General features: G+C 66.3%; 24 protein-coding genes and 2 pseudogenes. 15 read left to right on the forward strand and 11 right to left on the reverse strand.

The features are described from left to right. Nucleotides 1-18 precede the first annotated feature (18 nt). The 4 genes from EUB48_RS01295 (at nt 19) to EUB48_RS01310 (ending at nt 4,343) form a co-directional block, all read left to right on the forward strand. The gene (locus tag EUB48_RS01295) at nt 19-1,611 is read left to right on the forward strand and encodes an RNA polymerase factor sigma-54 (protein WP_142817193.1); all 1,593 of its coding nucleotides are present in this window, start codon (nt 19-21) and stop codon (nt 1,609-1,611) included. Further along, nucleotides 1,608-2,924, forward strand: a complete 1,317-nt coding sequence (locus EUB48_RS01300) for a THUMP domain-containing class I SAM-dependent RNA methyltransferase (RefSeq protein WP_142817195.1) — start codon at nt 1,608-1,610, stop codon at nt 2,922-2,924. Before EUB48_RS01295 ends, EUB48_RS01300 begins: the two co-directional genes overlap by 4 nt. 52 nt (nt 2,925-2,976) lie before the next feature. Continuing rightward, nucleotides 2,977-3,387, forward strand: coding sequence for a putative toxin-antitoxin system toxin component, PIN family (locus EUB48_RS01305; protein WP_142817196.1), 411 nt, complete (start codon nt 2,977-2,979; stop codon nt 3,385-3,387). Nucleotides 3,388-3,509: 122 nt separating this feature from the next. Further along, on the forward strand, nt 3,510-4,343 hold the full coding sequence (locus EUB48_RS01310) for a YecA/YgfB family protein (protein WP_142817198.1): 834 nt from the start codon (nt 3,510-3,512) through the stop codon (nt 4,341-4,343). Between the two features lie 9 nt (nt 4,344-4,352). On the opposite strand, the gene EUB48_RS01315 is transcribed toward EUB48_RS01310, so the two are convergent. Then, nucleotides 4,353-4,793, reverse strand: coding sequence for a CZB domain-containing protein (locus EUB48_RS01315; RefSeq protein WP_142817200.1), 441 nt, complete (start codon nt 4,791-4,793; stop codon nt 4,353-4,355). Between the two features lie 340 nt (nt 4,794-5,133). Here EUB48_RS01315 and EUB48_RS01320 point away from each other — a divergent pair, with 340 nt between their 5' ends. The 4 genes from EUB48_RS01320 to EUB48_RS01335 are packed head-to-tail and all read left to right on the forward strand — an operon-like array spanning nt 5,134 to nt 10,136. Next, nucleotides 5,134-6,543 carry a class I SAM-dependent methyltransferase gene (locus EUB48_RS01320; RefSeq protein ID WP_142817202.1) on the forward strand — a complete coding sequence of 470 codons (1,410 nt, stop codon included), beginning with the start codon at nt 5,134-5,136 and terminating at the stop codon, nt 6,541-6,543. Between the two features lie 22 nt (nt 6,544-6,565). After that, nucleotides 6,566-7,900, forward strand: a complete 1,335-nt coding sequence (locus EUB48_RS01325; RefSeq protein ID WP_142817204.1) for a sensor histidine kinase — start codon at nt 6,566-6,568, stop codon at nt 7,898-7,900. A gap of 14 nt (nt 7,901-7,914) precedes the next feature. Beyond that, on the forward strand, nt 7,915-9,126 hold the full coding sequence (locus EUB48_RS01330) for a hybrid sensor histidine kinase/response regulator (RefSeq protein WP_142817206.1): 1,212 nt from the start codon (nt 7,915-7,917) through the stop codon (nt 9,124-9,126). Between the two features lie 32 nt (nt 9,127-9,158). After that, the gene (locus EUB48_RS01335; protein WP_142817208.1) at nt 9,159-10,136 is read left to right on the forward strand and encodes a response regulator; all 978 of its coding nucleotides are present in this window, start codon (nt 9,159-9,161) and stop codon (nt 10,134-10,136) included. An 11-nt stretch (nt 10,137-10,147) separates the two neighbouring features. On the opposite strand, the gene EUB48_RS01340 is transcribed toward EUB48_RS01335, so the two are convergent. The 7 genes and pseudogenes from EUB48_RS01340 to apaG form a co-directional block, all read right to left on the reverse strand. After that, a complete protein-coding gene (locus EUB48_RS01340) occupies nt 10,148-10,615 on the reverse strand; it encodes a CinA family protein (protein ID WP_244618465.1) in 468 nt (155 codons plus the stop codon). A 122-nt stretch (nt 10,616-10,737) separates the two neighbouring features. Further along, nucleotides 10,738-11,265, reverse strand: coding sequence for a phosphatidylglycerophosphatase A family protein (locus tag EUB48_RS01345; protein WP_142817212.1), 528 nt, complete (start codon nt 11,263-11,265; stop codon nt 10,738-10,740). Beyond that, on the reverse strand, nt 11,265-12,242 hold the full coding sequence (gene thiL / locus EUB48_RS01350; RefSeq protein ID WP_142817214.1) for a thiamine-phosphate kinase: 978 nt from the start codon (nt 12,240-12,242) through the stop codon (nt 11,265-11,267). Before thiL ends, EUB48_RS01345 begins: the two co-directional genes overlap by 1 nt. A 2-nt stretch (nt 12,243-12,244) precedes the next feature. Continuing rightward, nucleotides 12,245-13,375 (reverse strand): YbdK family carboxylate-amine ligase, encoded by a 1,131-nt coding sequence (locus EUB48_RS01355; protein ID WP_142817216.1) that lies wholly within the window; start codon nt 13,373-13,375, stop codon nt 12,245-12,247. Next, nucleotides 13,365-14,624 carry a cation:proton antiporter gene (locus EUB48_RS01360; protein WP_142817217.1) on the reverse strand — a complete coding sequence of 420 codons (1,260 nt, stop codon included), beginning with the start codon at nt 14,622-14,624 and terminating at the stop codon, nt 13,365-13,367. Before EUB48_RS01360 ends, EUB48_RS01355 begins: the two co-directional genes overlap by 11 nt. A gap of 265 nt (nt 14,625-14,889) precedes the next feature. Next, nucleotides 14,890-15,063, reverse strand: a pseudogene (locus EUB48_RS21570) (hypothetical protein); the annotation flags it as partial. Between the two features lie 63 nt (nt 15,064-15,126). Continuing rightward, complete coding sequence (apaG, locus tag EUB48_RS01370) at nt 15,127-15,522, reverse strand: Co2+/Mg2+ efflux protein ApaG (RefSeq protein WP_142817221.1); 396 nt, start codon at nt 15,520-15,522, stop codon at nt 15,127-15,129. Nucleotides 15,523-15,562: 40 nt separating this feature from the next. Between apaG and rpe the strand changes: the two genes are divergently transcribed. Next, nucleotides 15,563-16,261, forward strand: a complete 699-nt coding sequence (rpe, locus tag EUB48_RS01375) for a ribulose-phosphate 3-epimerase (RefSeq protein ID WP_142817223.1) — start codon at nt 15,563-15,565, stop codon at nt 16,259-16,261. 56 nt (nt 16,262-16,317) lie between these two features. On the opposite strand, the gene EUB48_RS01380 is transcribed toward rpe, so the two are convergent. After that, nucleotides 16,318-18,228 (reverse strand): acyl-CoA synthetase, encoded by a 1,911-nt coding sequence (locus tag EUB48_RS01380; RefSeq protein WP_142817224.1) that lies wholly within the window; start codon nt 18,226-18,228, stop codon nt 16,318-16,320. A 177-nt stretch (nt 18,229-18,405) separates the two neighbouring features. On the opposite strand from EUB48_RS01380, the pseudogene EUB48_RS01385 reads away from it, so the two are divergent. Both EUB48_RS01385 and gph read left to right on the forward strand, forming a co-directional pair. Further along, nucleotides 18,406-18,900, forward strand: a pseudogene (locus EUB48_RS01385) (GAF domain-containing protein); the annotation flags it as partial. 89 nt (nt 18,901-18,989) lie between these two features. Beyond that, nucleotides 18,990-19,706, forward strand: coding sequence for a phosphoglycolate phosphatase (gene gph, locus EUB48_RS01390; protein ID WP_142817228.1), 717 nt, complete (start codon nt 18,990-18,992; stop codon nt 19,704-19,706). Nucleotides 19,707-19,716: 10 nt separating this feature from the next. Here gph and EUB48_RS01395 read toward each other — a convergent pair whose 3' ends face one another. Beyond that, nucleotides 19,717-20,304, reverse strand: coding sequence for a chalcone isomerase family protein (locus EUB48_RS01395; RefSeq protein WP_142817230.1), 588 nt, complete (start codon nt 20,302-20,304; stop codon nt 19,717-19,719). 63 nt (nt 20,305-20,367) lie between these two features. After that, nucleotides 20,368-21,501 carry an ABC transporter substrate-binding protein gene (locus EUB48_RS01400; RefSeq protein ID WP_142817232.1) on the reverse strand — a complete coding sequence of 378 codons (1,134 nt, stop codon included), beginning with the start codon at nt 21,499-21,501 and terminating at the stop codon, nt 20,368-20,370. 439 nt (nt 21,502-21,940) lie between these two features. On the opposite strand from EUB48_RS01400, the gene EUB48_RS01405 reads away from it, so the two are divergent. The 4 genes from EUB48_RS01405 to EUB48_RS01420 are packed head-to-tail and all read left to right on the forward strand — an operon-like array spanning nt 21,941 to nt 26,050. Next, the gene (locus EUB48_RS01405) at nt 21,941-23,521 is read left to right on the forward strand and encodes an anthranilate synthase component I family protein (RefSeq protein ID WP_142817233.1); all 1,581 of its coding nucleotides are present in this window, start codon (nt 21,941-21,943) and stop codon (nt 23,519-23,521) included. A 3-nt stretch (nt 23,522-23,524) separates the two neighbouring features. Continuing rightward, complete coding sequence (locus EUB48_RS01410) at nt 23,525-24,109, forward strand: anthranilate synthase component II (protein WP_142817235.1); 585 nt, start codon at nt 23,525-23,527, stop codon at nt 24,107-24,109. A gap of 60 nt (nt 24,110-24,169) precedes the next feature. After that, the gene (locus EUB48_RS01415) at nt 24,170-25,360 is read left to right on the forward strand and encodes a GntG family PLP-dependent aldolase (protein WP_142817237.1); all 1,191 of its coding nucleotides are present in this window, start codon (nt 24,170-24,172) and stop codon (nt 25,358-25,360) included. A gap of 12 nt (nt 25,361-25,372) precedes the next feature. Then, the gene (locus EUB48_RS01420; protein ID WP_142817238.1) at nt 25,373-26,050 is read left to right on the forward strand and encodes a LysE family translocator; all 678 of its coding nucleotides are present in this window, start codon (nt 25,373-25,375) and stop codon (nt 26,048-26,050) included. Nucleotides 26,051-26,071: the final 21 nt, after the last annotated feature.

Raw genomic sequence — 26,071 nt, forward strand, 5'->3', positions numbered from 1 at the left:
CGGCGGTCGCCTGACGCCATGAAGCAGGGCCTGTCACTTCGCATTTCGCAGCATCTGGCGCTGACGCCGCAGCTGCAGCAGTCGATCCGGCTGCTGCAGCTCTCGACGCTGGAGCTGAGCCAGGAAGTGGAGCAGATGCTCGATGACAACCCGTTCCTGGAGGTCGCCGAGCTGGAAGCGCCGCGCGAGGAATTCGGCCTGGCGCAGTCCGACACGCGGGTGCGCGAAGACGACCGTGACACCGATTTTGCTACTAATTCGGTAGCTGGTAGCCAGGACGACATGAGGGCTACAGCTCAAAATGATGCTGAATTTCCGCTGTCGGGCCGCGACGAAGAGCAAAGCTGGGACGGTGACGGCACCAGCGAGGTCCGGCCCGACGACAGCGAATGGGGCGGCGACGCGCCCGCGCGCAGCAACAACCTGGGCGACGCGGATGCAATGGATGCCACCGAGCTGGCGGGCAGTCAGGAATCGCTGCAGTCGCACCTGCACCGCCAGGCGCTCTCACTGCGCCTGTCGCAGGAAGACCGCGCCGCGCTGCACTTCCTGATCGAATCGCTGAATGACGACGGCTACCTGGAAGACACGCTGCAGTCGCTGGCCGAAGGGCTGGCCGGCACCGACGAGGCGCAGGTGGAGGAACTGGTGCAGTGTTTCACGGTGGCGTTGTCGCTCTTGCAGCACCTGGAGCCCACGGGCGTCGGCGCGCGGCATCTGGGCGAATGCCTGGCGCTGCAGCTGCGCGCACTGCAGGACTTTGATCACGGCGACCCGGCGCGCCAGGAGGTCGTCGAGGTGGCGCTGCGCATGTGCGCCCAGCCCATGGACCTGCTGGCGCGGCGCGACGTGCGGCGACTGGTGCAGCTGTGCGGCGCCACTGAAGCGCAGGTCAAGGCCGCCATGGCGCTGATCGGCCGGCTCGAGCCCAAGCCGGGGCGGCGCTTCGTGCAGGTCGAGCGCAATATCGTGGTGCCCGACGTGATCGTGACCAACGTCGGGCGCGGCGGCCAGCCCAAGTTTCGCGTGCAGCTCAATCCCGACGTGATGCCGCGCCTGCGCGTGCACGACATCTATGCCAATGCACTCAAGCAACACAAGAGCGGCGGGCGCGATGCGTCGAACCACGCGGCGCTGCAGCAGCGGCTGCAGGAGGCGCGCTGGTTCATCAAGAACATCCAGCAGCGTTTCGACACCATCCTGCGCGTGGCCAACGCCATCGTGGAGCGGCAAAAGAGCTTCTTTGTGCACGGCGAGCTGGCGATGCGCCCGCTGGTGCTGCGCGAGATTGCCGACGAACTCGGCCTGCACGAGTCCACCATCTCGCGCGTGACCACCGCCAAGTACATGGCCACGCCGTATGGCACCTTCGAGCTCAAATACTTCTTTGGCTCGGGCCTGGGCACCGAAACCGGCGGCAATGCCTCGAGCACAGCAGTGCGCGCACTGATCAAGCAGTTTGTGGCGGCTGAAGATCCCTGCAAGCCGCTCAGCGATAACCAGATTGCCGACATGCTGAAGGAACAGGGCATCGAGTGCGCGCGCCGCACCGTGGCCAAATACCGCGAGGCGCTGCGGATCGCCCCCACCAACCTGAGAAAAACCCTGTGAACCAGCTGCAACTTTTTCTGCCCTGCGCGGCCGGCGTGGAAGCCTTGCTGGGCCTGGAGGCGCAGCGCATCACCGGCGCCGCCGAGCGGGATCTGCAGACGCTGCGCGGCGGCGTGCAGCTTAACGCGTCGTGGCGCGATGCGCTGCTGCTGAACCTGCACAGCCGGCTGGCCCAGCGCGTGCTGGTCGAGCTCTCCAACACCGAGTATCGCAACGAACAGGATCTGTACCACGCCGCCGCCAGCGTGGCCTGGGAGATCTGGTTCACGACCCGGCAGACCTTCAAGGTCGAGGTCACGGCGCAGCACAGCCCGTTGACCAGCCTGAACTTTGCCGCGCTCAGAATCAAGGACGCGATTGCCGACCGCTTCCGCCACAAGAGCGGCGTGCGCCCCGACGTGGACACCCAGTGGCCCGACGCGCGTATCTACCTGCACCTGACGACCGACCGCGCCCTGCTCTACATCGACACCTCGGGTGAGCCGCTGTTCAAGCGCGGCTGGCGCGAGGACAAGGGCGAGGCCCCGCTGAAGGAAACGCTGGCCGCCGCCATGCTGGCCGCCAGCGGCTGGGATGCCGCGACGCCGCTGTACGACCCGTGCTGCGGCAGCGGCACGATCGCGATCGAGGCGGCGCAAATCGCCTGCCGCATCGCGCCGGGGTCGCTGCGCCGCTTCGGCTTCGAGAAGCTGTTGCCGTTCCAGAGTCATGTCTGGTCCGCTATCAAAAACGAAGCGCTGGCGGCACAAACGACACCGGCCGCACCCATATTTGGCAGTGACGTGGCGCACCGGATGGTGGATTTCGCGCAGCGCAACGCGGCGCGCGCCGGCGTCGGCGCCGCGGTGGAATTCCGCGGCGGCGACGCACTGCAGCGGCTGCCGCCGGCGGCCAGCGGCGTGATGCTGGTGAATCCTCCCTATGGCGAGCGCATCGAGGTCGCCGGCGTGGCCGGAGGCGGCGCGCGCGGGCGCGTCTTCACGCAGGACGTGGCGCGCTTCGGCGCGCGTGAGAGCGCCCAGATGGACAGCGAGGAAGGCGGCGAATTCTTCAGCCGTCTCGCCGCCCACTGGAAGAAAAACTACGCCGGCTGGACCGCTTGGGTGCTGACGCCCGACCTGAAACTGCCCAGCCGCATGCGCCTGAAGGAATCGCGCCGCGTGCCGATGTGGAACGGCCCGATCGAATGCCGCCTGTTCCGCTTCGACATGGTCCAGGGCTCTGCGCGCAAAAGCGGGGAAAAAATGGGGTTGGACCGCGAAAATGGGGTCGGATCACCGGGCGGAAAAATGGGGTCGGATCACCGGGAGTGAAACGGACGTGTGCTCTGACCCCGTTTTTCCGCCGGCCTGCGCAGCAGGCCGCATGACGGTCGTCCTCGACACCAACATCGTCCTCGACCTGTGGGTCTTCAGCGACCCGGCCGCGCAGCCGCTGGCGCAGGCACTGGACGAGGGTCTGCACTGGCTGGCGACCCCCGCCATGCGCGACGAGCTGGCGCGCGTGCTGGGCTACCCGCACATTGCGGCGCGGCTGGCGGCGGCCGTGCAGGGTGCCGCCGGCGTGCTGTTGGCGTTCGACCGCCACGCGCATTTGGTCGATGCACCGGTTCGTGCTGTCGTCACCTGCGCCGACCCCGACGACCAGAAGTTCATCGACCTGGCCGTCGCACACCAGGCGCCGTTACTCAGCAAGGACAACGCTATCCTTTGCATGCAAAAACAGTTGCTGGCCCTTGGTGTAAAAGCACAGACAGCTATTGAATTTGTAGCGTAGCGTGGCCAATGAAGGCCTGCCCCGCATCACACGGGCAGACATTTCGCCCCGTCGGCAAAAAGGCCTCAAGCCCCGGCTGTAACAATAGGGTGACCTGACCCACGCGAACGACGAGTCGAACCATGAACCCAACGCCCCCTTCATCCGATCCTGCGGCGCCCGACGCCAGTGCCGCCGAGCCGCTCGACGCCGCGGCGTTCGACGAACTTGACGCCATCCTGGACGAGCTGCGCACGCGCAACGACGAGACCCCGCAGTGGGAGTTTTGCGAGGGCTTCATGGCGGCCCTGCTGTGCTGCCGGCGCCCCATCGCGGCCAGCGAGTATTTGCCCGTGTTGCTTGGCACCGATGAGGCGCGGGGAGGCGATGCCGGCGCGGACGGTTCGTTTGCCGACGCGGCCCAGCAGCAGCGTTTCATGCAACTGTGGTCGCAGCGCTGGCGCGAAGTGGCGCAAGCTTTGAGCGCCGACGTCGAGTCGCTCGACGACGACCGCGCCTACCAGCCCGAGGTGATGGACGTGCGCGGCGCCGTGGCCAGCCTGCCGCAGGCAGAGCAGGCGGCGATGGCGGAGCAGGAACTGCCATCCTTCGGCCAGATCTGGGCGCTGGGCTTCATGTTTGCGGTGGAGAGCTGGCCCGAGGAATGGGTCGCCCCGCGCGACAGGCAGGCCGCGCAGCGGCTCGACGAGGACTTGCAGGCCCTGGTGGCGATGACGGAAGACGACAGCGGGCCGCCCGCGCTGTGCATGTTCAGCGAGGACGGCCCCGCAAGCGTGAGCGAGGCGCGTGTCGACGCCTTTGGCGAAGCCCTATGGAGCGTGTACGACCTGTATGACCTGTGGCAAGGCATCGGCCCGCGTGTCGAGACGGTGCGCAAGGCGGCGACGCCGGGCCGCAACGACCCCTGCTGGTGCGGCAGCGGCAAGAAATACAAAAAGTGCCACGGCGCGAGTTGACCGGGCTGCTCAGGGCTCCCTGAGCAGATTCAGTAACTCCACCACGCGCGCGCTGCTGCGCTCGAAATCGGTGGTCAGCAGGTTGACTGCCTTGTCGAGGCGGCCGGACTCGACAAAACTCACCACGTTGGAGGCGTGGTAGTGGAAGTTCTTGTGCTCGGCCACCAGCAGCTTGAACGAGGTGTATTTGCCCAGCCGTGCGCGCCCCGGGCCGTGCAGCCACTTGCCGAGCTCACAGCGGTCGTCGAAGCAGATCACTTCGGGACGAAAATCCTCGGTGGATTTGCCCGCCAGGTAGGCGTCGAGCCGCACCTTCCAGCTTTCTTCGGCGGCGATGGCGGCATCGATGTCCAGCCGGCGGACTTCGGCCTCGATCTCGGCCGCGGTCGTGGCCGTCATGGTGGTGAGCACTGAATCAGGCGAGCGCCCAAAGCGCAAAAACTTGAGCATCGTGAATCTTCGGTTGGCGTTGTTGGACTGGAAGAAAGGTCCCTGGCCGGAATAATAGCTTGCGCAGACGGGATGTCGCGCACCAGGACGCCCAAAAAAGCATAAACCGTGGCTTAGTGCGCAATTGGCCGCCTGCCGGTGCGACTGTCGCTGTCTCGCCACAGCCGCCTTGTGTCCGCAGTTATGGCGTGCTCATCAGTGACAGAATGTAGCCGAGCGCTTGACCAAATCAAAACGGGAGGCAAGCCGTGTAATTCTTTTGGGTCAATTTGCCCCGCGTGGTACGCTGACCCATTCCTTGAGACAGTGAATCCCTCCCATTTTCTGATCGTCAGACGCCGTGCAGACCCTCCGCCAAATAGACCCTGTCATCACTTTTCGCAACAGCCAGGGCGACTCCGTCCGCGGCACACTGACCAATCACCAGCGCCACTCGCTGGTGATGGAGATCTACAACCCGTACTCCATCGTGCAGGTCAGCGAAGTGCTGCGCGATGTCACCGTGCGCGCCGGCGACCGCACCATCTACAAGGGCAACGCGGTCGTCGTCAGTATGCTCAATACGGGCCTGATGGCACTGGTGTCCGTCACCCTGACCGACGACTGGTCCGAATTCAATGCGATCCGGGGCGATTTGTCGCGCGTCGAGGCGGAGGCAAAGACCTTCGTCGAAGAGTGGAACGCGCGTTTTCGCATCAGCCGAAGCTACCAGGTCGCAATCAGCGAGGCACGCACCTTTTTATCCGAGACCTCGCGCTGGGCCGACCAGGCCGACATGTCGGATGTGCTGCCGCGCGATGCGCAGGGTCGGATCCGGGAAGATATCTTCTATGAACTGGCCACGCCCATCATGCAAAAGGGCAAGGAGTATCTGGTCTGGCTGGAGGAAGAGGCGAAACTGATCGACGTGGAAGACAGCGTCGCGCACCGCAATTTTGCCCAGACGGCGCTGCATCCGCTGCTGCTGCGCGCCCCGTTTGTATACCGCACGTTCGCCAAGCCGATGGGCTATGCCGGTGACTACGAGATGGTGAACCAGATGTTGAGCGATCCGCGCCAGGGCAACAGCACTTATTTCCAGATCATCAACACGATGTTCATCCGGTGTATCGTGGCCCAGGCGCACCGCAACCGGATCGACATCCTGGTGGGCTACCTGAACAAGGCCGCCGAGCGGGCGCAGCGCGAGCAGCGTGACATCAGCATCCTGAACGTGGGCTGCGGCCCAGCCGTGGAGATCCAGCGCTTCATCGCCCAGCATCCGCACCCGGAGCGTCTGATGTTCAAGCTGATGGATTTCAGCGAAGAAACATTGGCGTACACGCGTTCCTGCATTGAGAAGAGCTGCCAGGCGCACGGCAAACAGGTCCAGGTGGAATACATCCACGAGTCGGTGCACCAGTTGCTGAAACGGGCCTCGAAAAAGGATGACCCGCTCGACGCGCAGGCGCAGTTCGACTTTGTCTATTGCGCGGGCCTGTTTGACTACCTGTCGGACAAGGTCTGTTCACGGCTGCTGCAGTATTTCGTCTCACGCAGCAACGTAGGGGGCAGCGTGCTGGTCACCAATGTGCACTCCAGCAACCCGGAGCGCCATGGCATGGAACACCTGCTCGAGTGGCACCTGATTTACCGCGATGAAGCCCAGCTGGAAAGCGTCTTGCCACATAACCGGGAAAACACCCGGCTCTACACCGATGACACCGGAGCCAACATTTTCGCCGAGTTTCAGGTTACCGCAGGTGCCTGAGGTCGTGGACGGGTCACTGTCCATGTTCAGCCGAACCGAGTCGCCCTATCACCAGGAGCTGAGCGAATTCCGCGTTGCGTACAGCAAGGCGGGAAGCATCACTTCGCTGGTGCTGGTGCTGCTGGGGGTGGGGCTGGATATTGCGGTCTATCCCGAGCGGCTCGGCCAGTTCATGGCGGTCCGCGTGGGCATCGCGCTGCTCACGCTGCTGATCTTCCTGGCCTTGTACACGGCAGCCGGGCGTGCCTGGGTGCGGTCCCTGACCCTGCTGTGGCTGGCGTTGCCGCAGATGATGATTGCCTGGATGATCGGTGTCACCGAGGGTGTGCATTCCATCTACTTCGTGGGCCTGCATCTGGCGCTGTATGCAGCCGGCATTGTCTTGCCCATCACCTTTCTCGAAGGGGTTGGTTTTGGTCTTTTCACCTATGCGATCTACCTGCTGGCGTGCGCCCTGAATCCGGCCGGACTGTCGGATCTGGAACGCCTCGCGGGCAACTCGCTGTTCCTCCTGTTTTCGGCAGCGGCCAGTGCGGTATGTACTTACTTCAACGAGAGGGCGCGTCTGCAACTGTTTAGCCTGCAGCGCGAGGTGGCGGAAAAAAACGCCACGCTGGTGAGCACCAACCAGGCGCTCGCGCAAATCAAGGGCCACATGATTCAGCAGGAAAAAATGGCGGCACTGGGCACCTTGTCAGCCGGCCTGATGCACGAGGTGAACAATCCGGTGAACTACAGCATGATGGCCTTGAACATGGCCATGCTCGATCCGGTGGTGGGCCAGAGTGCCGACCTCAAGGAAAGCCTGGTCGACGCCAAGGAGGGCCTGGCGCGGGTGCAGAACATCGTCTCCGACCTCAAGACCTTCGCCTACCAGAAGCCGGGCGAAGACAGCAGCCGCATCTTCCTGCTGGAAAAGGCCGTGCTGTCGGCGCAGCGCCTGACCGGCCACGAACTCAGCGGCGTGGACGTGCAGGTGCACTGGCCGCAGGACACGCATGTGCGCGGCGACGAGCCGGCCATCATCGGAGTCATGATCAACCTGTTCAGCAACGCGGCGCTGGCCCTGCGCAAGGCCGCGCGCGCGCAGCCGTGCATCGAAGTCACCGGGCAGCACCGGGACGGGCGCCTGTACGTGACGGTGCGCGACAATGGCACCGGTATCGAACCGGACAATCTGACCCGCGTGTTCGAGCCCTTCTTCACCACGCGCAGCGTAGGCCAGGGCTTGGGGCTGGGGCTGAGCGTGAGCTACGCCATCATCCAGCGCCATGGCGGCATCTTGAGTGTGAACAGCGAAGCGGGCGTCTGGACCGAGTTCAGTTTCGATCTCGGCGTGGCCGACCCCTCGGTTTGAACGTGTACGACACCATGCCGTCCCCAGCTGCCCCTCCCAATGCATCCGACCCAGCACCTGCCGGCGCGCGCGCGGGTCAGCCCGTGATTTTGTTCGTGGACGACGAGCCGCAGTCGTGCAAGTGGTTCGCCCGCACATTTGCCGACGAGTTCAATGTCCTGACCGCCACAGGCGTGGACGAGGCGCTGGCGCTGCTGCGCGAGCACGGCCCGTCAGTGGCCCTGCTGGTCACAGACTACCGCATGCCGCAGCGCAACGGGCTTGATCTGCTGCTGGCGGTGCAGCGCGACTTCAAGCATCTGGTGCGCCTGCTGGCCACCGCCTATGCCGAAAAAGACGTGGCCATTGCCGCGATCAACGAAGGCCATGTGTTTCGGATCCTCGAGAAACCCCTGGACCTGGTGCAAACCAGGCTGATCCTGCGCGAGGCGATGACGCTGTTCCGGGCCCAGACGATGGAGCGGGCCCTGCTGGAAAACCGCATGCTGGCGATGCGCGAAACCCTGGGCTTTCTGGCACATGAACTGAACACGCCACTGGCCACGGTGCGCGGGTTTGTGTCGGCCATCACGGACCGGTACCAGGCGCCGGCGGACCAGGCCGCAACGCAAACGCAGGAGGAGGCGGCTCGCGTGGCCTGTTTTTCCGAGCGCGAGCCGGGCGAAGTGATGGCCGCGCTGGCCGGCGCGCAGCGCAGCGCGCTGTATTGCCAGTCTCTGGTGTCGGCGTTCGTGCGTTCGGCGCGGGACGCCTACCCGGGCTCAATCGACCAGCCGGTCACGGCGAGCAACCTGGTTCAGGCGCTGCTCAAGGAATTTCCGTTTGAGCGCGAGGAGCATAGCTGGGTCAGTTGCGAGGTGGCGGTCGATTTTGCCTTGCCGGGTCAACGTGACCTGCTCTACCTGGTGCTCTCCACGCTGACCAAGAACGCGCTGCTCGCACTGCAGGAGCAGCCCGAGCCGCGCCTGCGCATCGTGCTGGGGCGCGAGCCCGGGCCCGAGGGCCGCGCCCGGCCCTGGATCCGCTTTATCGACAACGGCCACGGCATTGCCCCCGAGATTCTGGCCAAGCTGACACGTGAACCGGTGACCACCCGTGCGCAGTCGGGCGGCAATGGCATGGGGCTGATGTTCTGCCGCCGCGTGGTGCAGTCGCTCGGCGGCTCCATCGAGCTGAGCTCCGAACTGGGCCATGGCGCGACCGTGTCCCTGTATTTCAAACCCTGATTGGGATCTGTGTTTTTGGTGAAGGCCTGCAAATGACCGCTGTGAAAATTCTGTACGTTGACGACGAGGCCATGGCGCTCAAATATTTTGAGCGCCTGGTCAGCCCCATTGCCCCGGTGCTCACGGCAATTTCCGTGGAGGAGGGCAAGGAGATGCTGCGCACGCGCGGCGCCGAAATCGCCGTGCTGGTGTCGGACCAGCGCATGCCGGGCGCGCATGGCAACGAGCTGCTGCGCTACGCGCGCGAGCATCATCCGACCGTGGTGCGCATGCTGACCACGGCGTACTCCGAGATGGGCGAGGCCATCGAGGCCATCAACGCCGGCGAAATCTACCGCTACATCACCAAGCCGTGGGATCTGGAGAGCCTGCGCGCCGACCTGAAGAATGCGCTCGAGCTGGCCGAGCTGCGCAATGAGCGCGACAGCCTGGTGCGCGAAAAGATGCTGGTGCAGCAGCAGCAGATGCTGGCCAGCCGCATCACCCAGCTGGCGCTGGTGTGCGCAGGTTTTGTGCCAGGCGACTATGCTGCCGGCTTTTCCGTGTTCCTGGACAGCGCGCAGCGCGTCGGGTGCGCGGCACCCAGCATCGACTGGCGCCGCATCGACCATGCCGATCTGATGCAGTCGGAGGCACAGCGCGGCGTCGCCATCGGGCAGTTGCTGGCGCAGTGGCAGTTGGACTTTGGCGCGCGGGTCGGCAAAACCCCTGCGCAGGCACTCACCATTCTGGCCACTGCCCTGGCGGTGCCCGCGCAGGCCGCGGGCGAGAGCCTCGTGGTGCCGGATCGCGCGACGCTAACCGCGCTGCTCGACGGACCGGCCCAGCAAGTCCCGACCGCGGCCGGCGTGGCGTGGCTCGCATGGCTGCTGTGGTGGGGCGAGTCGGTGCAGGTACGCCAGGCGCAAGGCGGCTGGGCCGTGAGCATGGTTGCAGCCGGCGCACCGGGCCGGCTGCCCGATGACTGGCTGGCCGACGCGATCGAGCAGATTGGCCTGGCCGCCTTGTAGCCCTGAGCGGCTCAGGCCGCCAACGCCAGCGCCAGCAGCCGCCGCAAGGCATGGCGCACAGCGGCCGCGCGCACGGTGGCGCGGTCGCCGTCGAAGCGCCGAACCTCCGACGTCACCTGCCCCTGCACGCACCAGCCAAACCAGACCGTGCCCACCGGCTTGGCCGCGCTGCCGCCGGTTGGCCCGGCAATGCCTGTGACGGCCACCGATACTTGCGCGCGCGAATGGACCAGCGCGCCCTCGGCCATGGCGCGGGCCACCGGCTCGCTGACAGCGCCGTGCTGCGCAATCAGGGCGGCGTCGACGCCCAGCATCCCGGTTTTGGCTTCGTTCGAGTAGGTCACGAAACCGCGCTCGAACCAGTTGCTGGAGCCGGCCAGGTCGGTGCAGGCGCCGGCAATCAGGCCACCGGTGCAGCTCTCGGCGCTGGCCATGAGCCAGTGTTTCCTTTGAAGAAAATCGGCCAGTAGCCCACACAGTTCCTGTGCAGTCTGCTCTGGCTTTGATAGCGACTCGGGATTTGACCCCCACGCTCTCTCACTGTGTGTGGTCGCCGCCCCCCGAGGGGGCTGAACTGGCTCGGGGCGACCCTTCTCTGCGTTCATAGAAAGAACCTCCACGCGGCGATCAGCAGCAGACTGCACAACGCCGCCACCAGGTCGTCGAACATGATGCCAAAGCCGCCGCGTGCGCCCCAGCCCTTGAAGCTGCGATCGGCCCAGGCCACCGGCCCCGGCTTGACCGCATCGAAGAAGCGAAACAGCGCGAACGCCACCAATTGGCCCCAAAAACCGGTGGGCATGACCAGCCACAGCACGATCCAGAACGCCACCACCTCGTCCCACACGATGCTGCCGGGGTCCTGCACCCGCATGTGGCGCGCGGTGACGCTGCAGGCCCACCAGCCCAGCGGCAGCGAGAGCGCGATGACAAGTCCTATCTGCGTCGGCGAGAACCACAGCGTCATCACCAGATAGGCCAGCCACGCCCACAGCGTGCCGGCCGTGCCGGGCGCGACGGGGCTCAGGCCCGAGCCAAAGCCCATGGCCAGGAGGTGCGCGGGGTGCGCAAACATGAACCTCGCGCTGGGACGAACGGGGAGGCTCGGAGGATCGGCGGTCATGGGCATCAGGCGAAGTGATCGAAGGAGCGCAGATGCTGCACCGACACGGGCCGGCCCTGGGCATCGACCAGCCGCAGGCCGCGCTGCGCCTCGATGTGTCCGATGCGCGTGACCGGGGTTTGCGCCTGCTCTGCCGCTGCGTGTACCGCGTCGCGCTTCGAGGCCGGCGCGGTAAATACCAGTTCGTAGTCGTCGCCGCCCGCCAGCACGTAGCCGAGCTGTGTATCAGCATCAAATAGGGCTGTAACCCTTGTTGAGTCTTGGCATGCAGCTATCAAATTAATAGTAATTGAAGTATCGACGACCGCACCGACGCCCGAGGCATCGAGGATGTGGCCCAGATCGCCCAGCAGCCCGTCGCTCACGTCGATCGCCGCATGCGCGATGCCGCGCAGCGCCAGGCCGAGCGCCACGCGCGGCGTCGGCTGCTCCATGCGGGCGCGGGCCTGCTCGAACACGGCGGCCGGCACGCTCTGCGTGCCGCGAAACACGTCCAGCGCCAGCCGTGCATCGCCCAGCGTGCCGCTGACATACAGGTCATCGCCGGCCCGGGCGCCCGAGCGCAGCAACGCCTGGCCTGCTGGGACTTCGCCAAACACTGTGATGCAGATGTTGAGCGGCCCCCGTGTGGTGTCGCCGCCGATCAGCTCGCAGCCATGCAGGTCGGCCAGCGCCAGCAGGCCGCGTGAGAACGGCGCCAGCCACGCCTCGTCGGCGCGCTCAAGCGCCAGCGCCAGCGTGAAGGCCAGTGGCTTGGCGCCGCAGGCGGCCAGGTCGCTCAGGTTCACGGCCAGCGCCTTGTGGCCCAGCTTGCCGGGGTCCACCGTGGACAGGAAATGCCGACCCTCGACCAGCATATCGCAGGAGATGGCGAGTTGCATGCCGGGGCCGGGTTGCAACAGCGCGCAGTCGTCTCCCACGCCCAGCGCCGCGTTGGGCGTGGGCCGCGTGAAATAGCGTGCAATCAGGTCGAATTCGCCCATGTTCAGGACTGCGGCGCACTGCCGCGAAAGCGCCCGGCGGCCTGGCGGATGACCTCGGCCAGCAGCCGCTCCTGCCCCTGGCGCTCGCGCAGCCAGCGCGCGTCGTTGTGGTTGCGGTTGATGTCGCCGCGCAGCACCTTGAGCGAGCTGCTGGCGCTGACCGCTTCGGCGTGCTTGTTGATCTGGTGCATGGTCAGCAAAATATGCTCGCGCAGCGCCATGTGCTCGCCGGTGGCCGGGTCCACGTAGACCGCGTCGAGCCCGAAGCGGCAAGCCTGGAAGCGGTTGTAGGTGTAGACCAGGTAGTCGTCCTCCGCGGGCATGAAGGGCTGCTCGTTCATGAACCAGGACGCCAGCGACTGCACGTAGGCCGACAGTGCGGCGGCGCGCTCCACCGTGAGCGGCGTGTCGAACACGCGGATCTCGATGGTACCGAACTCGGGCTTGGGCCGGATGTCCCAGTAGAAGTCCTTCATGCTCCTGACCACGCCGGTCTTCGTCATCTTGTTGAAGTACACGGTGAACTCGTCCCAGGTCAGCGCAAACGGCGCCCGCCCGGACAGCGGAAACGCAAACACCGAGTTCAGCCGGGCCGAGTCGAACGCCGTGTCCTGCCCCTGCACATACGGGCTGGAGGCCGACAGCGCAATGAAGTGCGGGATGTAGCGCGACATGCGGTGCAGCGTCAGCAGCGCGCTGTCGGCATCGGGGCAGCCCACGTGCACGTGCTGGCCGAAGATGGTGAACTGTTTCGACAGGTAGCCGTACAGGTCGGACAGCTCGCGAAAGCGCGGCTTGTCGTAGATGCGCCGCTCGTGCCATTGCTGGAACGGGTGCGTGCCGCCGCCCACCACGGCGATGTTGAGCTTGTCGGCGCATTTCACCAGCGCATCGCGGATCTGCGAGAGCTGGCCCAGCACCTCGGACGAGGAGCGGCACACGCCGGTGGAGATCTCGATCATGCTTGAGGTCATCTCGGGCACCACGGCGCCCGGCAGCTTGTACTTGGCCATCATGCGCAGCATGTCTTCGGCATAGGGCGCCAGGTCGTAGTCGTGCGTGTTGACCAGCTGCAACTCCAGCTCGACACCAAGCGACAGCGCCGCCGACTGCTGAAACGGTTCAAGACTCATGGCCATCTCCCAGGGTGGAGCCCAGCAGTACTGGGGCCCACGGTTTCGAACTCTCCCCGGCGCGGTGAATGGCGACCGTGGCAATCACGGCACCGAGCATCTCCATCAGCAGGATCGCGGGCAGGGCGATGCCGGCAATCATCGGGCCCTGGGAGGGCGACGCGGCGACGAACTGCGAGACCAGCAGCAGGGCGATGGAGGACATCGGTGACATCGCGCAGCCGACCCACAGGGCCTGCTTCCAACTGGCGCCGCTGCCGGCATTGCCGAACGCCACGCCCAGGATCTTGGCCAGCGCGCGCGCCGCCACCAGTGCCAGCACCAGCGTGACCACCGATTTGTTCCAGTCGGCCTGGGCCGCCACCACTGACACCAGCACGAACATCAGCATGGTCAAGAGCGACGAGGCGGTCCCCAACTGGCGCGGCCAGGCCCACGGGCGCGGGTTCAGATGCTTGAGCAGCATGCCGCCCAGCAGCGCCGCCAGCGGTGCCGAGCCGCCAAAATGCGCCGCCAGCGCGGTGCCCACGGCAATCAGCGCCAGCAGCAGGATGGAGGTGTTCTCGCTGTTCGGGCTCATCACGCGCAGGGCCGAGCGCAGCGCCAACGCCAAAATGCCGCCCACCACCACCGACAGGCCCAGCACCACGGCGATGGGGTACAGCGTGTCCATCATCCCGATGTGCGGCCGGTCCATCAGGCCGGCCTGGGCGCTGACCAGCGTCAGCGCATACAGCGTGCTCAGGGTCGACAGCACCATGGCCCGCTCGGTCATGGGGCCGGATGCGCGGGTGTCCATCACCACCCGCATCAGCACCGCCGGCGAGGCCGCCATGGTCACCAGCGCCAGCGGCTCGGCCACGGCCTGCGGCACGTCCAGCAAGCGCAGCACCCAGAACACCAGCGCCAGCGTGCCGAACGATTCGAGCAGGCTCTGCACCAGCACCATCGGGTTGTGGCGGAACCAGCGCAGCGGAATGCGCCCGCCGGCCTCGAACAGCACCACCGCCACGCCCAGCTCCACCAGGAACAGCCCGATGCCCTGCAGCGGCCAGACGGCGCCCGTGAAGCCGGCCAGGCCGGCAAACGCCCCCACCACCGAGTAGCCCAGCACCTTGGGCAGGCCCAGATAGCGTTGCACCAGGTGGCCGGCGGCGGCGGCCAGCGCCAGCAGGATCGACCACTGCACCGTGGGCAGGCCGGCCGAGGGTTTGAGCCATTGCGCCCAGATGGCCATGATTTCATTCATATGAGGGGGCTCCTTTGGCGGGTTGATCGGGAGCCGGGTCGAGCTGCAGAGGCTGCTTGCCCAAGTGACCCAGCATGGCCTTCGAGATGGCGTCGCGTTGCGCGAGGCAGATTCGGAGCATCATATCGTGTCAAGCCGGCGCGTTTTGCGGCGGGTGGATGTCCCGGGGCGGGATGGAGAAGCTGAGCGGCGCATGGCGCCAGCGCGCCCAGATCGCCGCACGAATCCGCGCGCGCGCCACGCCGCTCACGTTGTGGGCGCGCAGGGCCAGCCATTGGGCATCGAATGGCGTGGGCAGTGCCAGCAGGAACAGCTCGGCCGCATCGGTGGTCCCGGGTGTACCGGGCAGCAGCTTGTGGCGCAGCCGCTCGGCCAGTTCGCTGACAAAGGCGGTACGCGGCGCGAAGCCGAAATCGGCCGGCAGCGTCGACACCCCGACCCGCCTGCGGATCGAGTTCGCGCAGCAGGGTGCTCAGGTCACGCATGCAAGGGGGTCAGTGGCTCAGTGCAGCACGCGGCGGGTCGGGGTGTCGCCGCTGCCGGCATCGAGGACAAACATGGGGATGGGTGCCTCGAAGCGCTCACCATCCTCCGCCACGCAAAAATAGCTGCCATGCATGGTGCCGCTGGCGGTGCGCAATCGGCAGCCGCTGGTGTACTGGAACGACTCGCCCGGCTTGAGCAGCGGCTGATGGCCCACCACGCCCAGTCCCTTGACCTGCTCGGTGTGGCCGTCGGCATCGCTGATGAACCAGTGACGCGCGATGACCTGCGCCGGCACCTCGCCATCGTTGGTGATGGTGACGGTGTAGGCGAAGCCAAAGACGTTATCGAGGGGCTCCGACTGCTCGGGCAGATAGCGCGGCTGCACATCCACAATGATCTGGTATTTCGGCATGGGAGCATGGTAACGCGTAGCTCACTGCGACAATATGGGCATGAGCCAGACCACGCCCCCCCGTTTCCGCATCGCCCCGTCCATCCTGTCCGCCGACTTTGCGCGCCTGGGCGACGAGGTGAAGAACGTCATCGCCGCCGGTGCCGACTGGGTTCATTTCGACGTGATGGACAACCATTACGTGCCGAATCTGACCTTCGGGCCGATGATCTGCCAGGCGCTCAAGCCGCATGCCAAAAAGCCCGACGGCACGCCGGTGCCGATCGACGTGCACCTGATGGTGCAGCCGGTCGATGCGCTGGCGGCCTCGTTTGCCGACGCGGGGGCCGACCAGATCAGCTTTCATGCCGACGCCGGCCCCCACGTGCACCGCAGCGTGCAGGCCATCAAGGCCAAGGGCTGCAAGGCCGGCCTGGTGTTCAACCCGGCGGCCAGCCTGGATGTGCTGGACTGGATGATCGATGACATCGACCTGGTGCTGATCATGAGTGTCAACCCGGGCTTTGGCGGCCAGAGCTTCATCGACTCGGCGCTGCGCAAGATAGAAGCGGTGCGAAAGCGCATCGACGCCTGCGGCCGCGACATCCGGCTCGAAGTCGATGGCGGCATCAAGGAGGACAACATCGCGCGCGTGGCCGCCGCCGGGGCCGACACCTTTGTGGCGGGCAGCGCGATTTTCGGCAAGCCGGATTACAAGGCCACGATAGCCGCAATGCGCGCGGAGCTCGCGAAGGCGTAAAGCGCGCTGGCGTTTGCCACAACGACGCACGCATGGGCTGCCGGTGAGTCCTGCCCTCAGACCACCTCGTGCCGCATCACCAGCGGGTTCAGCCGCTCGTGCACCTGCTGCGCGAGAAGCGCCCGGGCCGGCTCTGCCACGCCTTGGATTGCGACCGTGATCAGGCTGCCGTGCGCGGCATGGGCGTTCACCTCGACGGTGAGGCTGCCGCCGGGCGGCTGCAGATCAGCGAGCATCCGGCTGACCGCGCGCCGGGTGGCGTCCCGGCGCAGCGCGGGCTTGAACACCTTGCCCACCGCCGTGAGCGGCAGCGGGTCGATGAAATACAGGTGCGCCGGCACGGCGGCGCGCTCGGGCGTGCGCTCGCGCACGTAGTCCAGCAGCGCCGCCGCGTCGATCTTCGCGTCCGGCTTGAGTTGTACGAAGGCCACCGGCAACTCCCCGGCGTAGGCATCGGGCTCGCCCACCACGGCGGCCAGCGCCACCGCGGGATGCCGGAAGAAGACCTCTTCGATGGCCAGCGGATCGATGTTGTGGCCGCCGCGAATGATGAGGTCCTTGGCGCGGCCCGTGAGCCACAGGTAGCCCTCGTCGTCGAGCCGGCCCAGGTCGCCTGAGTTCACCCACCCGGGCTCGACGAAGGCGCCGTGGTTGTGCGCCTCGCTGAGGTAGCCCGAGAACACGCCCGGTCCGGCCATGGCGACCACGCCGATCTCGTTCGCGGCGCAATCCCCGAGGCAGCGCCCCTCGGCGTCGAGCTTGACGATGCGCACGCGGCTGTAGGGCACGGCATGGCCTGCCGAGCCCAGCCGCACGGGCCGGTCGGGATAGCTCATGGTGAGCACGCTGGAAGTCTCGGTCATGCCGTAGACCTCGAGCACCGGCACGTGGAACTGCTCGGTGTACGCCCGGCCGACGGCCACCGGGATTGCCGAGCCGCCGCCGGAGGCGATGCGGATACTCGAGATGTCCGCGCCCGCGACCGGCACGCCCAGCGCGGCCGCGAGTACCGTGGGCACGCCGCCGAACACGGCCGGCCGGTAGCGTTCCACCAGCCGCCAGACATTGCGGATGGCGTTCGGCTCGCGCCAGCCCGCCGGCGCTACGACCACCAGCGTGCCGCCCAGCGCCAGCGGCGCCAGGCCCTGCGTGAGCGCCCCGCCGACATGAAACAGCGGCAACCCGAACAGCAGGGTCTGTCCACTGCCCACGGGCAGCATCAGGCCCATGGCCCAGGCCTGGTACACCTGGTTGCCATGCGTGTGGCGCACCAGCTTGGGCGTGCCGGTGGTGCCACCGGTGTGGAAGTAGCCGGCCGTGTCGTGCGCGGCGATGCGCCGGCCGCTGGTCAGGCGGTCGGCCGGGTATCGGTCGATCAGCGCATCGAAGCTGTACACGACGTTGGCCTCGTCGGCGGTGCCGTGCACCCCGTGCACCACCACGATGGCCTTGAGGTTCGGCAGATCGTCCTTGATGCGCTGCACCTTGTTCCAGATGTCGGAGCCCGGCAGGGGGCCGAGCGCGACCAGCACTTTGGTGTTGGCGGCACGCAGAATCTCGGTGATCTGCTCGCGTGCGAGCAGGGGATTCACCGGATTCGCGATGCCCGCCGCCTGCGCGCCGAACAGCGCGAAGAAGGCCTGCGGTACCAGCGGCAGCAGCAAGCTCACTACGTCGTTCGGACCCACCCCGAGGTCGCTGAACAGGTTGGCCGACTGCGTCACGCGAGCCATGAACCGGGCGTACGAGATCGTGAGCGGCGTCTCGCCGGGGTCCGCCTTCTTCAGGAACTGGATCGCGGCGGCGCCCGGGTCGGCCGCCGCGCCGAGTTGCAGGGCCTCGTAGGTGCTTTGCGGGAGGATGCGATCAAGGTACGGGATCGCCTCGAACGCTGCCAGTTCGGCGGCGGTTCGCAGGGGCGGCGGCACCGGGCCGATCAGTCGATCCAGCAAATGCACGTGGGTCATGGTGTTTTCCCCGCGAATCAAAGAATACAGACGGGTCGGCATCAGATGCAACCGCGGAGGTAATTGTAGGCCGGCGCCGGCCTGCCGGGGAAGGCAATTCGCGCATGCTAGACTCAAAATCCTCGGGGCCAGACGCCGTTCCCGTCAAGCCGCCGGCGCCTCTAATCGGACGATTCCATGTTCCAGCTTTCCAGTCAGACTGCGCCACTTTCCAAGGCGCAGCATTATGCGGAGCTTGCCGTACAGGCCCGCTCGCTGCTCGCCGACGAGCACGACCTGATCGCCAACGCCGCCAATTTCTCGGCGCTGGTGTTCCACTCGCTGCCCGATCTCAACTGGGCGGGCTTCTACTTCCACGACGGCAAGGAACTGGTGGTGGGGCCCTTCCAGGGCAAGCCCGCCTGTATCCGCATCGCCCTGGGCCATGGCGCGTGCGGCACCGCCGCCCAGACCCGCAGCACGCAGCTGCTGCGCGACGTGCAGGAGTTCCCCGGCCACATTGCCTGCGATTCGGCCTCGCAATCCGAGGTCGTGGTGCCGCTGATCGCGCCCGGCGGCACGCTGATCGGCGTGTGGGACGTGGACAGCCCGAGCGTTGCCCGCTTCGACCACGAAGACGCACGCGGCATGGCGTTGCTGTGCGCCGTGTTCATCGAGCTGGCCTGGGCGCGCGCGGCGCAGGCCAGCGGCGCCGCAGCGCATTGGCGGCCGGCGCCACCCGGGATGTTCTGGCAGTTGTTGCCCGCCACGGCTTGAAGTTTATGTGTCCGCGCCACCCGGAAATTGACGCCGCCATCCTCGATCTGGACGGCACGCTGATCGACACGCTCGGTGATTTTGCGGCCGCCCTGAACCTGATGCTGGCGGATCTGGCAGGGCCCGGCATGGCGCGGGCACGGGTCGATCGCGCGATGGTGGGGCGCTGGGTTGGCAAGGGCTCGGAGCACCTCATCCATTGTGTACTAAATCATGCTCTAGCCCTTAACGAATATGGGCAAGAAGCTATGAAATTAGAAGCAACGCTGCCGCACGCCTTGGATAGTTATCAAAGGCACTACGGGGTCATCAATGGCCAGTACGCCATGGTGTTTCCCGGTGCCCGCGACGGCCTGCGCGCGCTGCGCCGGCGCGGCCTGCCGCTCGCCTGCCTGACCAACAAGCCCACCGCGCATGCGCGCGCGCTGTTGCACGCCAAGGGACTGGATGGCTTTTTCAGTCACGTGTTTGGCGGCGATGCGTTCGAGCGCAAGAAGCCCGACCCGCTGCCGCTGCGCAAGACCTGCGAGGCGCTCGGCACCGCGCCGGCGCGCACGCTCATGATTGGCGATTCGAGCAACGACGCGCAGGCCGCGCGCGCTGCCGGCTGCCCGGTGCTGCTGGTGACCTACGGCTACAACCATGGCGAGCCGGTGCGCGCCTTGGATGCCGACGGCTTTGTCGATTCTCTGGCGGAATTGGAGCGCGTCGTCGGCGCCTGAAAGGCCGCCGTCAGGCGGGCTTGCCGAGCAGCGCTTCTTTCAGTTTCCAGTCGGCGGGGCTGGGGCCGAGCCAGATGCGCATCAGCGCGTTGAAGAACTCGGGCTCCTTGAAGGGCTCGCCCTGCACCTTGCCCTTGACCGTCAGGATGGTGCCGGTGCCCGGCACCCATTCGATCAGGAAGTTGTCACCGGCCAGCAGTTTCTTCTGGTCCGAAAAGACCTGGCTCATGCGGATCAGGCCGGGGATCAGCTTGGACATTTCTCCCTTGGGCTCGTTGTCCTGTACGCCGCGCGTGAACAGCTTGCCGAGTTCGTCGGAGTCGATGTCGCGCAGCATGGTGATGCTCAGGCGCTTCGGGCCCGGCATGGCCAGCACTTCGTCCGGCGTGCCGGCTTTTTTGGTGAGGTACAGGCCCGCCGTATAGACCTTGAAAACGGCCTTGTAGCGGATGCCGGCGCCGTTCAGCTCCAGTTTGCTGCCATGCACGCTCGCACTGTTTTCCAGCTTGACACCGGCCAGCTCCACAGGCGCGGCGCTGGACGTGATGGACAAAAGACACAGGGCCATGCCGGCCAGCCAGGTGGGGAAAGTGTTCATGTGGATTTAAAAAATGAAATGCCTGTTTGATTCGTCGATTCTGGGCCCGCTCTGGCTGGGCGGTCAATACATCAGCTTGCCGTCGGCCAGCACCACGCCGATGTCGACAAAGTTGCTGCCGATGTTGCTTTTGGAGAAATTCACCCTGAACCCGCCAAGGTCCAGCTCGCCCATGTCGCGCAGGGCCTGGGCAATTCCCTCGGGCGTCATTCTTTTGGCGCGGCTGGCCGCTTCGACAAAGACCCGGGCCGTGACATAACCCTCCATGTGGAAGGTGGTGTAGCTGGTCATGGCCGGATAGGCCTTTTTCATGGCGCTGCGAAATTCGCGCTGCAGCGGCAGCACGGAGCCCATCGGGTTGGGAAACGTCTGCGCAATGCCGACGCCGCGCGCGCCCTCGCCCGCGGCCTTGAGCAGGGCCGGGCCGGGGATATAGGACAGCGTGAACAGTTGCTGCGACACGCCTGCATGGCGCAGCGCGGCAACGCCATCGCCCATGAATTTGGGCGGCCCCACCACCAGGCCGGACTGCACGTTGGCCTGGGCCATGGCCTTGGCGGCCTCGGCGATGGCGCCGGCCTCGCTGGTGGACTTGAAGCCCGTGATCCGGATGTCGCCCAGTTCGGCGGCAGCCTCCTGCGCGGCCGCAAACCCCGAGGTGCCGATGGGGATGTTCTGGTACAGCACGCCCATGCTCTTGATGGTCAGGGTCTTGGCGTGCTCCACGATCTTGTGGATCTGCTGCTGGTCGCCCGCCCGGATGTGAAACAGCTTGGGGTGGCCGGGTGAGCGCAGCACCTCGGCACCGGGGACGGCATTGATGATGATGATGTTCGCGTCATCGAGCAGCCTGGCGTCGAGTACGCCCTTGAGCGTGGCCGAACCCACAGGCGAGAGCAGCGCTACGGGCTTGCGCGCCAGTGCGACCGGCAACTGCTTGCGAAAACCTTCAAAACTGTAGGCGTCGTCGAGCTCGAACAGCGACACCTTGCGCCCGTTGATGCCCCCGCGCGCATTGAGTTCGCGGAAACAGGCCTTGAAGCCCTCGTTGAGCTCCTTCGGGTCGGGCGCGGGCAGCACCGTGAAGGGGCCGATCTGTCCGACCACGATGTCACCCGTTTGCGCCGGCTCGGCGCCGAAGGCGCCGGCCCACGGCAGGGCCGAAGCCAGACAGGCGAACACGTTGCGTCGATTCATGACTTACCTTTGCAAAAGGGGGAACAGGGGGTGGCGTGCCGGGCGATTGGCGCAGCCGACGGGCGGGGGCCCGAGCGACTTGGCAGGAAGGGAACGGACAGGCGATCGATAGGTGGGCACACGGAGTTCCCCGGAATTCAATCAGCGGCCCCGGCACCTGTCAATTGCGTGTTTACCCGGGCGGTCGGGCGCGGTGAGCGACGCCGGGCGAGTTTGCTACACTGCAGCCACGATGTTCATTCAGCGCACCGCCTCCACAGGTTGCCGCCCGGGTCTGCAAGGCCGGGGAGCCTGGCTTTGGCGCAAGCCAACGTTCGTGCGACCCTGACCGGCGCGGCCCCAGCTCTCAGCAGCGCCGCACCCATGCGCCTCCACCAGAGGCATTGGTTTTGAATGAATGCCCCGCCCTGCGGGGCCGGGCTGCAGGAGGCTCTTTATCGTGATTACCGAACTTGAATTCAAAAGTCTGGCGGCGCAAGGCTACAACCGCATTCCGCTGATGGTGGAGGCGTTTGCCGACCTGGAAACGCCGCTGTCGCTGTACCTGAAACTGGCCTTTTCCAAAGGCGGCGGCAAGTACAGCTTTTTGCTTGAATCCGTGGTCGGCGGCGAGCGCTTCGGCCGCTACAGCTTCATCGGCCTGCCGGCACGCACGCTGTTGCGCGCGAGCGGCTTCGGGCTTGATGCCAGAACCGAACTGGTGCGCGACGAGGTGGTGGTGGAAACGTCCCGTGCCAATCCGCTGGACTTCATCGCCGCCTACCAAAAACGCTTCAAGGTCGCGCTGCGCCCGGGACTGCCGCGCTTTTGCGGCGGCCTCGCGGGCTATTTCGGCTACGACACGGTGCGCTACATCGAAAAGAAGCTGGAGCAAACCTGCCCGCCCGACACGCTCGGCTGCCCCGACATCCTGCTGCTGCAGTGCGAGGAACTGGCCGTGATCGACAACCTGTCGGGCAAGCTGTACCTGATCGTGTATGCCGACCCGGCCGCGCCGGAGGCCTTCGCCAACGCCAAGAAGCGCCTGCGCGAACTCAAGGACCAGCTCAAGTACTCGGTGAGCGCCCCGGTGGTCAAGCCGACGCAGGGCTACCCGGCCGAGCGCGATTTCGCCAAGGCCGATTACATTGCCGCGGTGGAGCGCGCCAAAAGGCTGATCGAGGCCGGCGACTTCATGCAGGTGCAGGTCGGCCAGCGCATCAAGAAGCGCTACACCGAGTCGCCGCTGTCGCTGTACCGCGCGCTGCGCTCGCTCAATCCCAGCCCCTACATGTACTACTACCACTTCGGGGATTTCCACGTGGTGGGCGCCTCGCCCGAAATCCTGGTGCGCCAGGAACAGGTGCCGAGCGGCGCCGGGCCGTCCCAGGGCGCGAGCGCCCCCGCGGGGGGCAGCGCAGCACACGAAGTGGCAAGCGTGGGGGTCGAATGCGGTCAAAAGATTACCATCCGTCCACTGGCCGGCACGCGAGCGCGTGGCGCCACGCCGGAGAAAGACAAGGCGGCCGAGATGGAACTCATCAACGACCCGAAAGAGCGCGCCGAGCACGTGATGCTGATCGACCTGGCGCGCAACGATATCGGCCGCATCGCCAAGACGGGCACGGTCAAGGTGACCGAAGCCTTCGCGGTCGAGCGCTACAGCCACGTGATGCACATCGTGAGCAATGTCGAAGGCATCCTTCATGAGGGCATGACCGCCATCGACGTGCTCAAGGCGACGTTCCCGGCCGGCACCCTGACCGGCGCACCCAAGGTGCACGCGATGGAGCTGATCGACCAGCTCGAGCCGACCAAGCGCGGCCTGTACGGCGGCGCCTGCGGCTACCTCAGCTACGCTGGCGACATGGACGTGGCGATCGCGATCCGCACCGGCATCATCAAGGACCAGACGCTATACGTGCAGGCGGCCGCCGGCGTGGTGGCCGACTCGGTGCCCGAGCTCGAATGGAGGGAGACCGAAGCCAAGGCGCGCGCCCTGCTGCGCGCCAGCGAGCTGGTGGAAGAAGGACTGGAGTAAGCCATGAAGCTCTTGATGATCGACAACTACGACTCGTTCACCTACAACATCGTGCAGTACCTGGGCGAGCTGGGGGCCGAGGTCGAGGTGCTGCGCAACGACGAGGTCACGCTGGAGCAGATCGATGCGCGCCTGCAGGCCGGCCAGCTCGATCGCCTCGTGCTCTCGCCCGGCCCTTGCACGCCGGCGGAGGCCGGTATTTCGGTCGCGGCGATCCGGCACTTTGCCGGCAAGCTGCCGATCCTGGGCGTGTGCCTGGGGCACCAGAGCATTGGCGCCGCCTTCGGCGGCCAGGTCGTGCGCGCGCAGCAGCTCATGCACGGCAAGACCAGCGTCATCACGACCACGCAGGAGGGCGTGTTCGCAGGCCTGCCGGCGCAGTTCACCGTGAACCGCTACCACTCGCTGTCCATCGAGCGCGCGAGCTGCCCCGACTGCCTCAGAATCACGGCCTGGACCGACGACGGCGAGATCATGGGCGTGAAGCACACGGCGCTGGACATCGAGGGCGTGCAATTTCACCCCGAAAGCATCCTGACCGAGCACGGCCACGCGCTGCTGAAGAACTTTCTGGCGCCGCGGGTGTGATCTCGCTAACTATCAAAATAGTAGCGCAATGTGAAGAACCCATAAGGGCTGGAGGCCAATATGACGCTTGATCCTGAATTGCCGCTGGTGGACCTGCGCAGCGACACCGTGACGCAGCCGAGCGCGGCCATGCGCGCCGCCATGCTGGCCGCCCCGCTGGGCGACGACGTGTTCGGCGATGACCCGAGCGTGAACGCGCTGCAGGACCGGATCGCCTCGCTGCTGGGCTTCGAGGCCGCGCTGTTCGTGCCCACCGGCACCCAGAGCAACCTGTGCGCCATCCTGTCGCACTGCCAGCGCGGCGACGAGTACATCGCCGGCCAGATGGCGCACTGCTACCGCTGGGAGGGTGGCGGCGCCGCGGTGTTCGGCAGCGTGCAGCCGCAGCCACTGGCGCATCAGGGCGACGGCACGCTGGCGCTTTCCGACATCGAGGCCGCGATCAAGCCCGACGACGCGCACTTTGCGCGCACCCGGCTGCTGGCGCTGGAGAACACCCTGGGCGGCAAGCTGCTGCCGTTCGACTATGTGCGGCAAGCGACCGAGCTGGCGGCGCGCAAGGGGCTGGGGCGGCATCTCGACGGCGCGCGGCTGTTCAATGCGGCCATGGCGCAAGCCCAGCAACAGCAAACCACGGCGGCCTTGGGGCGCCCCGCCGCCGGGCCGCCCCAAGGCGGCGCAGCCCCCTCGGGGGGCAGCGAGCCACACGCAGTGGGCGAGCGTGGGGGCGCTGACCGTGCGAGCCAGGCGGTCACGCGCGTCGACATCCTGAGCGAGGCGCGGCGCATCGCCCAGTGCTTCGACAGCGTCTCGGTCTGTTTCAGCAAGGGGCTGGGCGCGCCTGTGGGCTCGGCGCTGTGCGGCTCGCGCGAGTTTCTGGCGCGCGCGCACCGCATCCGCAAGATGGCGGGCGGTGGCATGCGCCAGGCCGGGCTGCTGGCGGCGGGCGCGCTGCACGCGCTGGACCACCACATCGAGCGCCTCGCGCAGGACCACGCGCTGGCGCGCTGGCTGGCCGCTGCTCTGGCGGGCATTCCCGGCCTGCAGGTGGAGCCGCCGCAGACCAACATGGTGTTCGTGGACCTGGTCGGCGCCGCGCGCGAGCGTTCGGCCGCGCTGCTGGCGCATCTGGCGGCCAGCGGGATTCTCGCGGTCGGCCTGTACCGCCTGCGCTTCGTCACGCATCTGGATGTGGATGCTGCCGGGGTGGATCGCGCGGCTGCCGCGATCCGCCAGTTCTTTGAGGCTTGAGGGAGGGCCCGCATGACAGGCGTTGACCATCTTGGCCTTTTCATCGTCGCCGGCCTGCTGCTGAACCTGACGCCGGGGCCGGACGTGCTCTACGTCGTCGCCAACGGGCTGCGCCGCGGCCGGCGTGCCGGCGTGGTGGCGGCGCTGGGCATCACGGCCGGCTGCTTCGTGCACATCACGGCGGCGGCGATCGGCCTGAGCGCGCTGGTGGCGGCCTCCGCCACCGCGTTCAACGTACTCAAATGGCTGGGGGCTGCCTATCTGTTGTACGTCGGGGCCACCCTGCTGCTGTCGCGGCAGGGCGCGGAGTCAGCTCGGAATGCTCCCGGTTTAATAGCTGACAGTGAAGACCCGGCAAGGGCTACAGGCACAAAATCCTTGAAATCCGTGTTCGTGCAGGGGTTCTGGACGAATGCGCTCAATCCCAAGGTGGCGCTGTTTTTCCTGGCTTTTTTGCCGCAGTTCATCGCACCCGGCGCGCCGCACAAAACGCAGGCCTTTGTGCTGCTGGGACTGCTGTTCAACTTCAACGGGCTCTGGGTGAACATCGGCTGGGCCCTGTGCGCCGCGTGGCTGGCGCGGCGCGTGGCCGCGGTGCAGCACGGCATGCACTGGCTGCAACGCGCGGCCGGCGTGATGTTCATCGGCTTCGGCCTGCGGCTGGCCTTGTCCGACAATCCGTCTGTCTAGAAAAACCATTTCACCGATCAC

This window comes from Rhodoferax sediminis (assembly GCF_006970865.1).
Lineage (GTDB): Bacteria > Pseudomonadota > Gammaproteobacteria > Burkholderiales > Burkholderiaceae_C > Rhodoferax_A > Rhodoferax_A sediminis.

Bases quoted from the DNA above. Each gene is read 5' to 3' on its own strand.
- EUB48_RS01295 (WP_142817193.1), top strand. From the start codon at position 19: ATGAAGCAGGGCCTGTCACTTCGCATTTCGCAGCATCTGGCGCTGACG.
- EUB48_RS01305 (WP_142817196.1), top strand. From the start codon at position 2,977: ATGACGGTCGTCCTCGACACCAACATCGTCCTCGACCTGTGGGTCTTC.
- EUB48_RS01310 (WP_142817198.1), top strand. From the start codon at position 3,510: ATGAACCCAACGCCCCCTTCATCCGATCCTGCGGCGCCCGACGCCAGT.
- EUB48_RS01315 (WP_142817200.1), bottom strand. From the start codon at position 4,793: ATGCTCAAGTTTTTGCGCTTTGGGCGCTCGCCTGATTCAGTGCTCACC.
- EUB48_RS01325 (WP_142817204.1), top strand. From the start codon at position 6,566: ATGTTCAGCCGAACCGAGTCGCCCTATCACCAGGAGCTGAGCGAATTC.
- EUB48_RS01330 (WP_142817206.1), top strand. From the start codon at position 7,915: ATGCCGTCCCCAGCTGCCCCTCCCAATGCATCCGACCCAGCACCTGCC.
- EUB48_RS01335 (WP_142817208.1), top strand. From the start codon at position 9,159: ATGACCGCTGTGAAAATTCTGTACGTTGACGACGAGGCCATGGCGCTC.
- EUB48_RS01345 (WP_142817212.1), bottom strand. From the start codon at position 11,265: ATGCCCATGACCGCCGATCCTCCGAGCCTCCCCGTTCGTCCCAGCGCG.
- thiL (WP_142817214.1), bottom strand. From the start codon at position 12,242: ATGGGCGAATTCGACCTGATTGCACGCTATTTCACGCGGCCCACGCCC.
- EUB48_RS01355 (WP_142817216.1), bottom strand. From the start codon at position 13,375: ATGAGTCTTGAACCGTTTCAGCAGTCGGCGGCGCTGTCGCTTGGTGTC.
- EUB48_RS01360 (WP_142817217.1), bottom strand. From the start codon at position 14,624: ATGAATGAAATCATGGCCATCTGGGCGCAATGGCTCAAACCCTCGGCC.
- apaG (WP_142817221.1), bottom strand. From the start codon at position 15,522: ATGCCGAAATACCAGATCATTGTGGATGTGCAGCCGCGCTATCTGCCC.
- rpe (WP_142817223.1), top strand. From the start codon at position 15,563: ATGAGCCAGACCACGCCCCCCCGTTTCCGCATCGCCCCGTCCATCCTG.
- EUB48_RS01380 (WP_142817224.1), bottom strand. From the start codon at position 18,228: ATGACCCACGTGCATTTGCTGGATCGACTGATCGGCCCGGTGCCGCCG.
- gph (WP_142817228.1), top strand. From the start codon at position 18,990: ATGTGTCCGCGCCACCCGGAAATTGACGCCGCCATCCTCGATCTGGAC.
- EUB48_RS01395 (WP_142817230.1), bottom strand. From the start codon at position 20,304: ATGAACACTTTCCCCACCTGGCTGGCCGGCATGGCCCTGTGTCTTTTG.
- EUB48_RS01400 (WP_142817232.1), bottom strand. From the start codon at position 21,501: ATGAATCGACGCAACGTGTTCGCCTGTCTGGCTTCGGCCCTGCCGTGG.
- EUB48_RS01410 (WP_142817235.1), top strand. From the start codon at position 23,525: ATGAAGCTCTTGATGATCGACAACTACGACTCGTTCACCTACAACATC.
- EUB48_RS01415 (WP_142817237.1), top strand. From the start codon at position 24,170: ATGACGCTTGATCCTGAATTGCCGCTGGTGGACCTGCGCAGCGACACC.
- EUB48_RS01420 (WP_142817238.1), top strand. From the start codon at position 25,373: ATGACAGGCGTTGACCATCTTGGCCTTTTCATCGTCGCCGGCCTGCTG.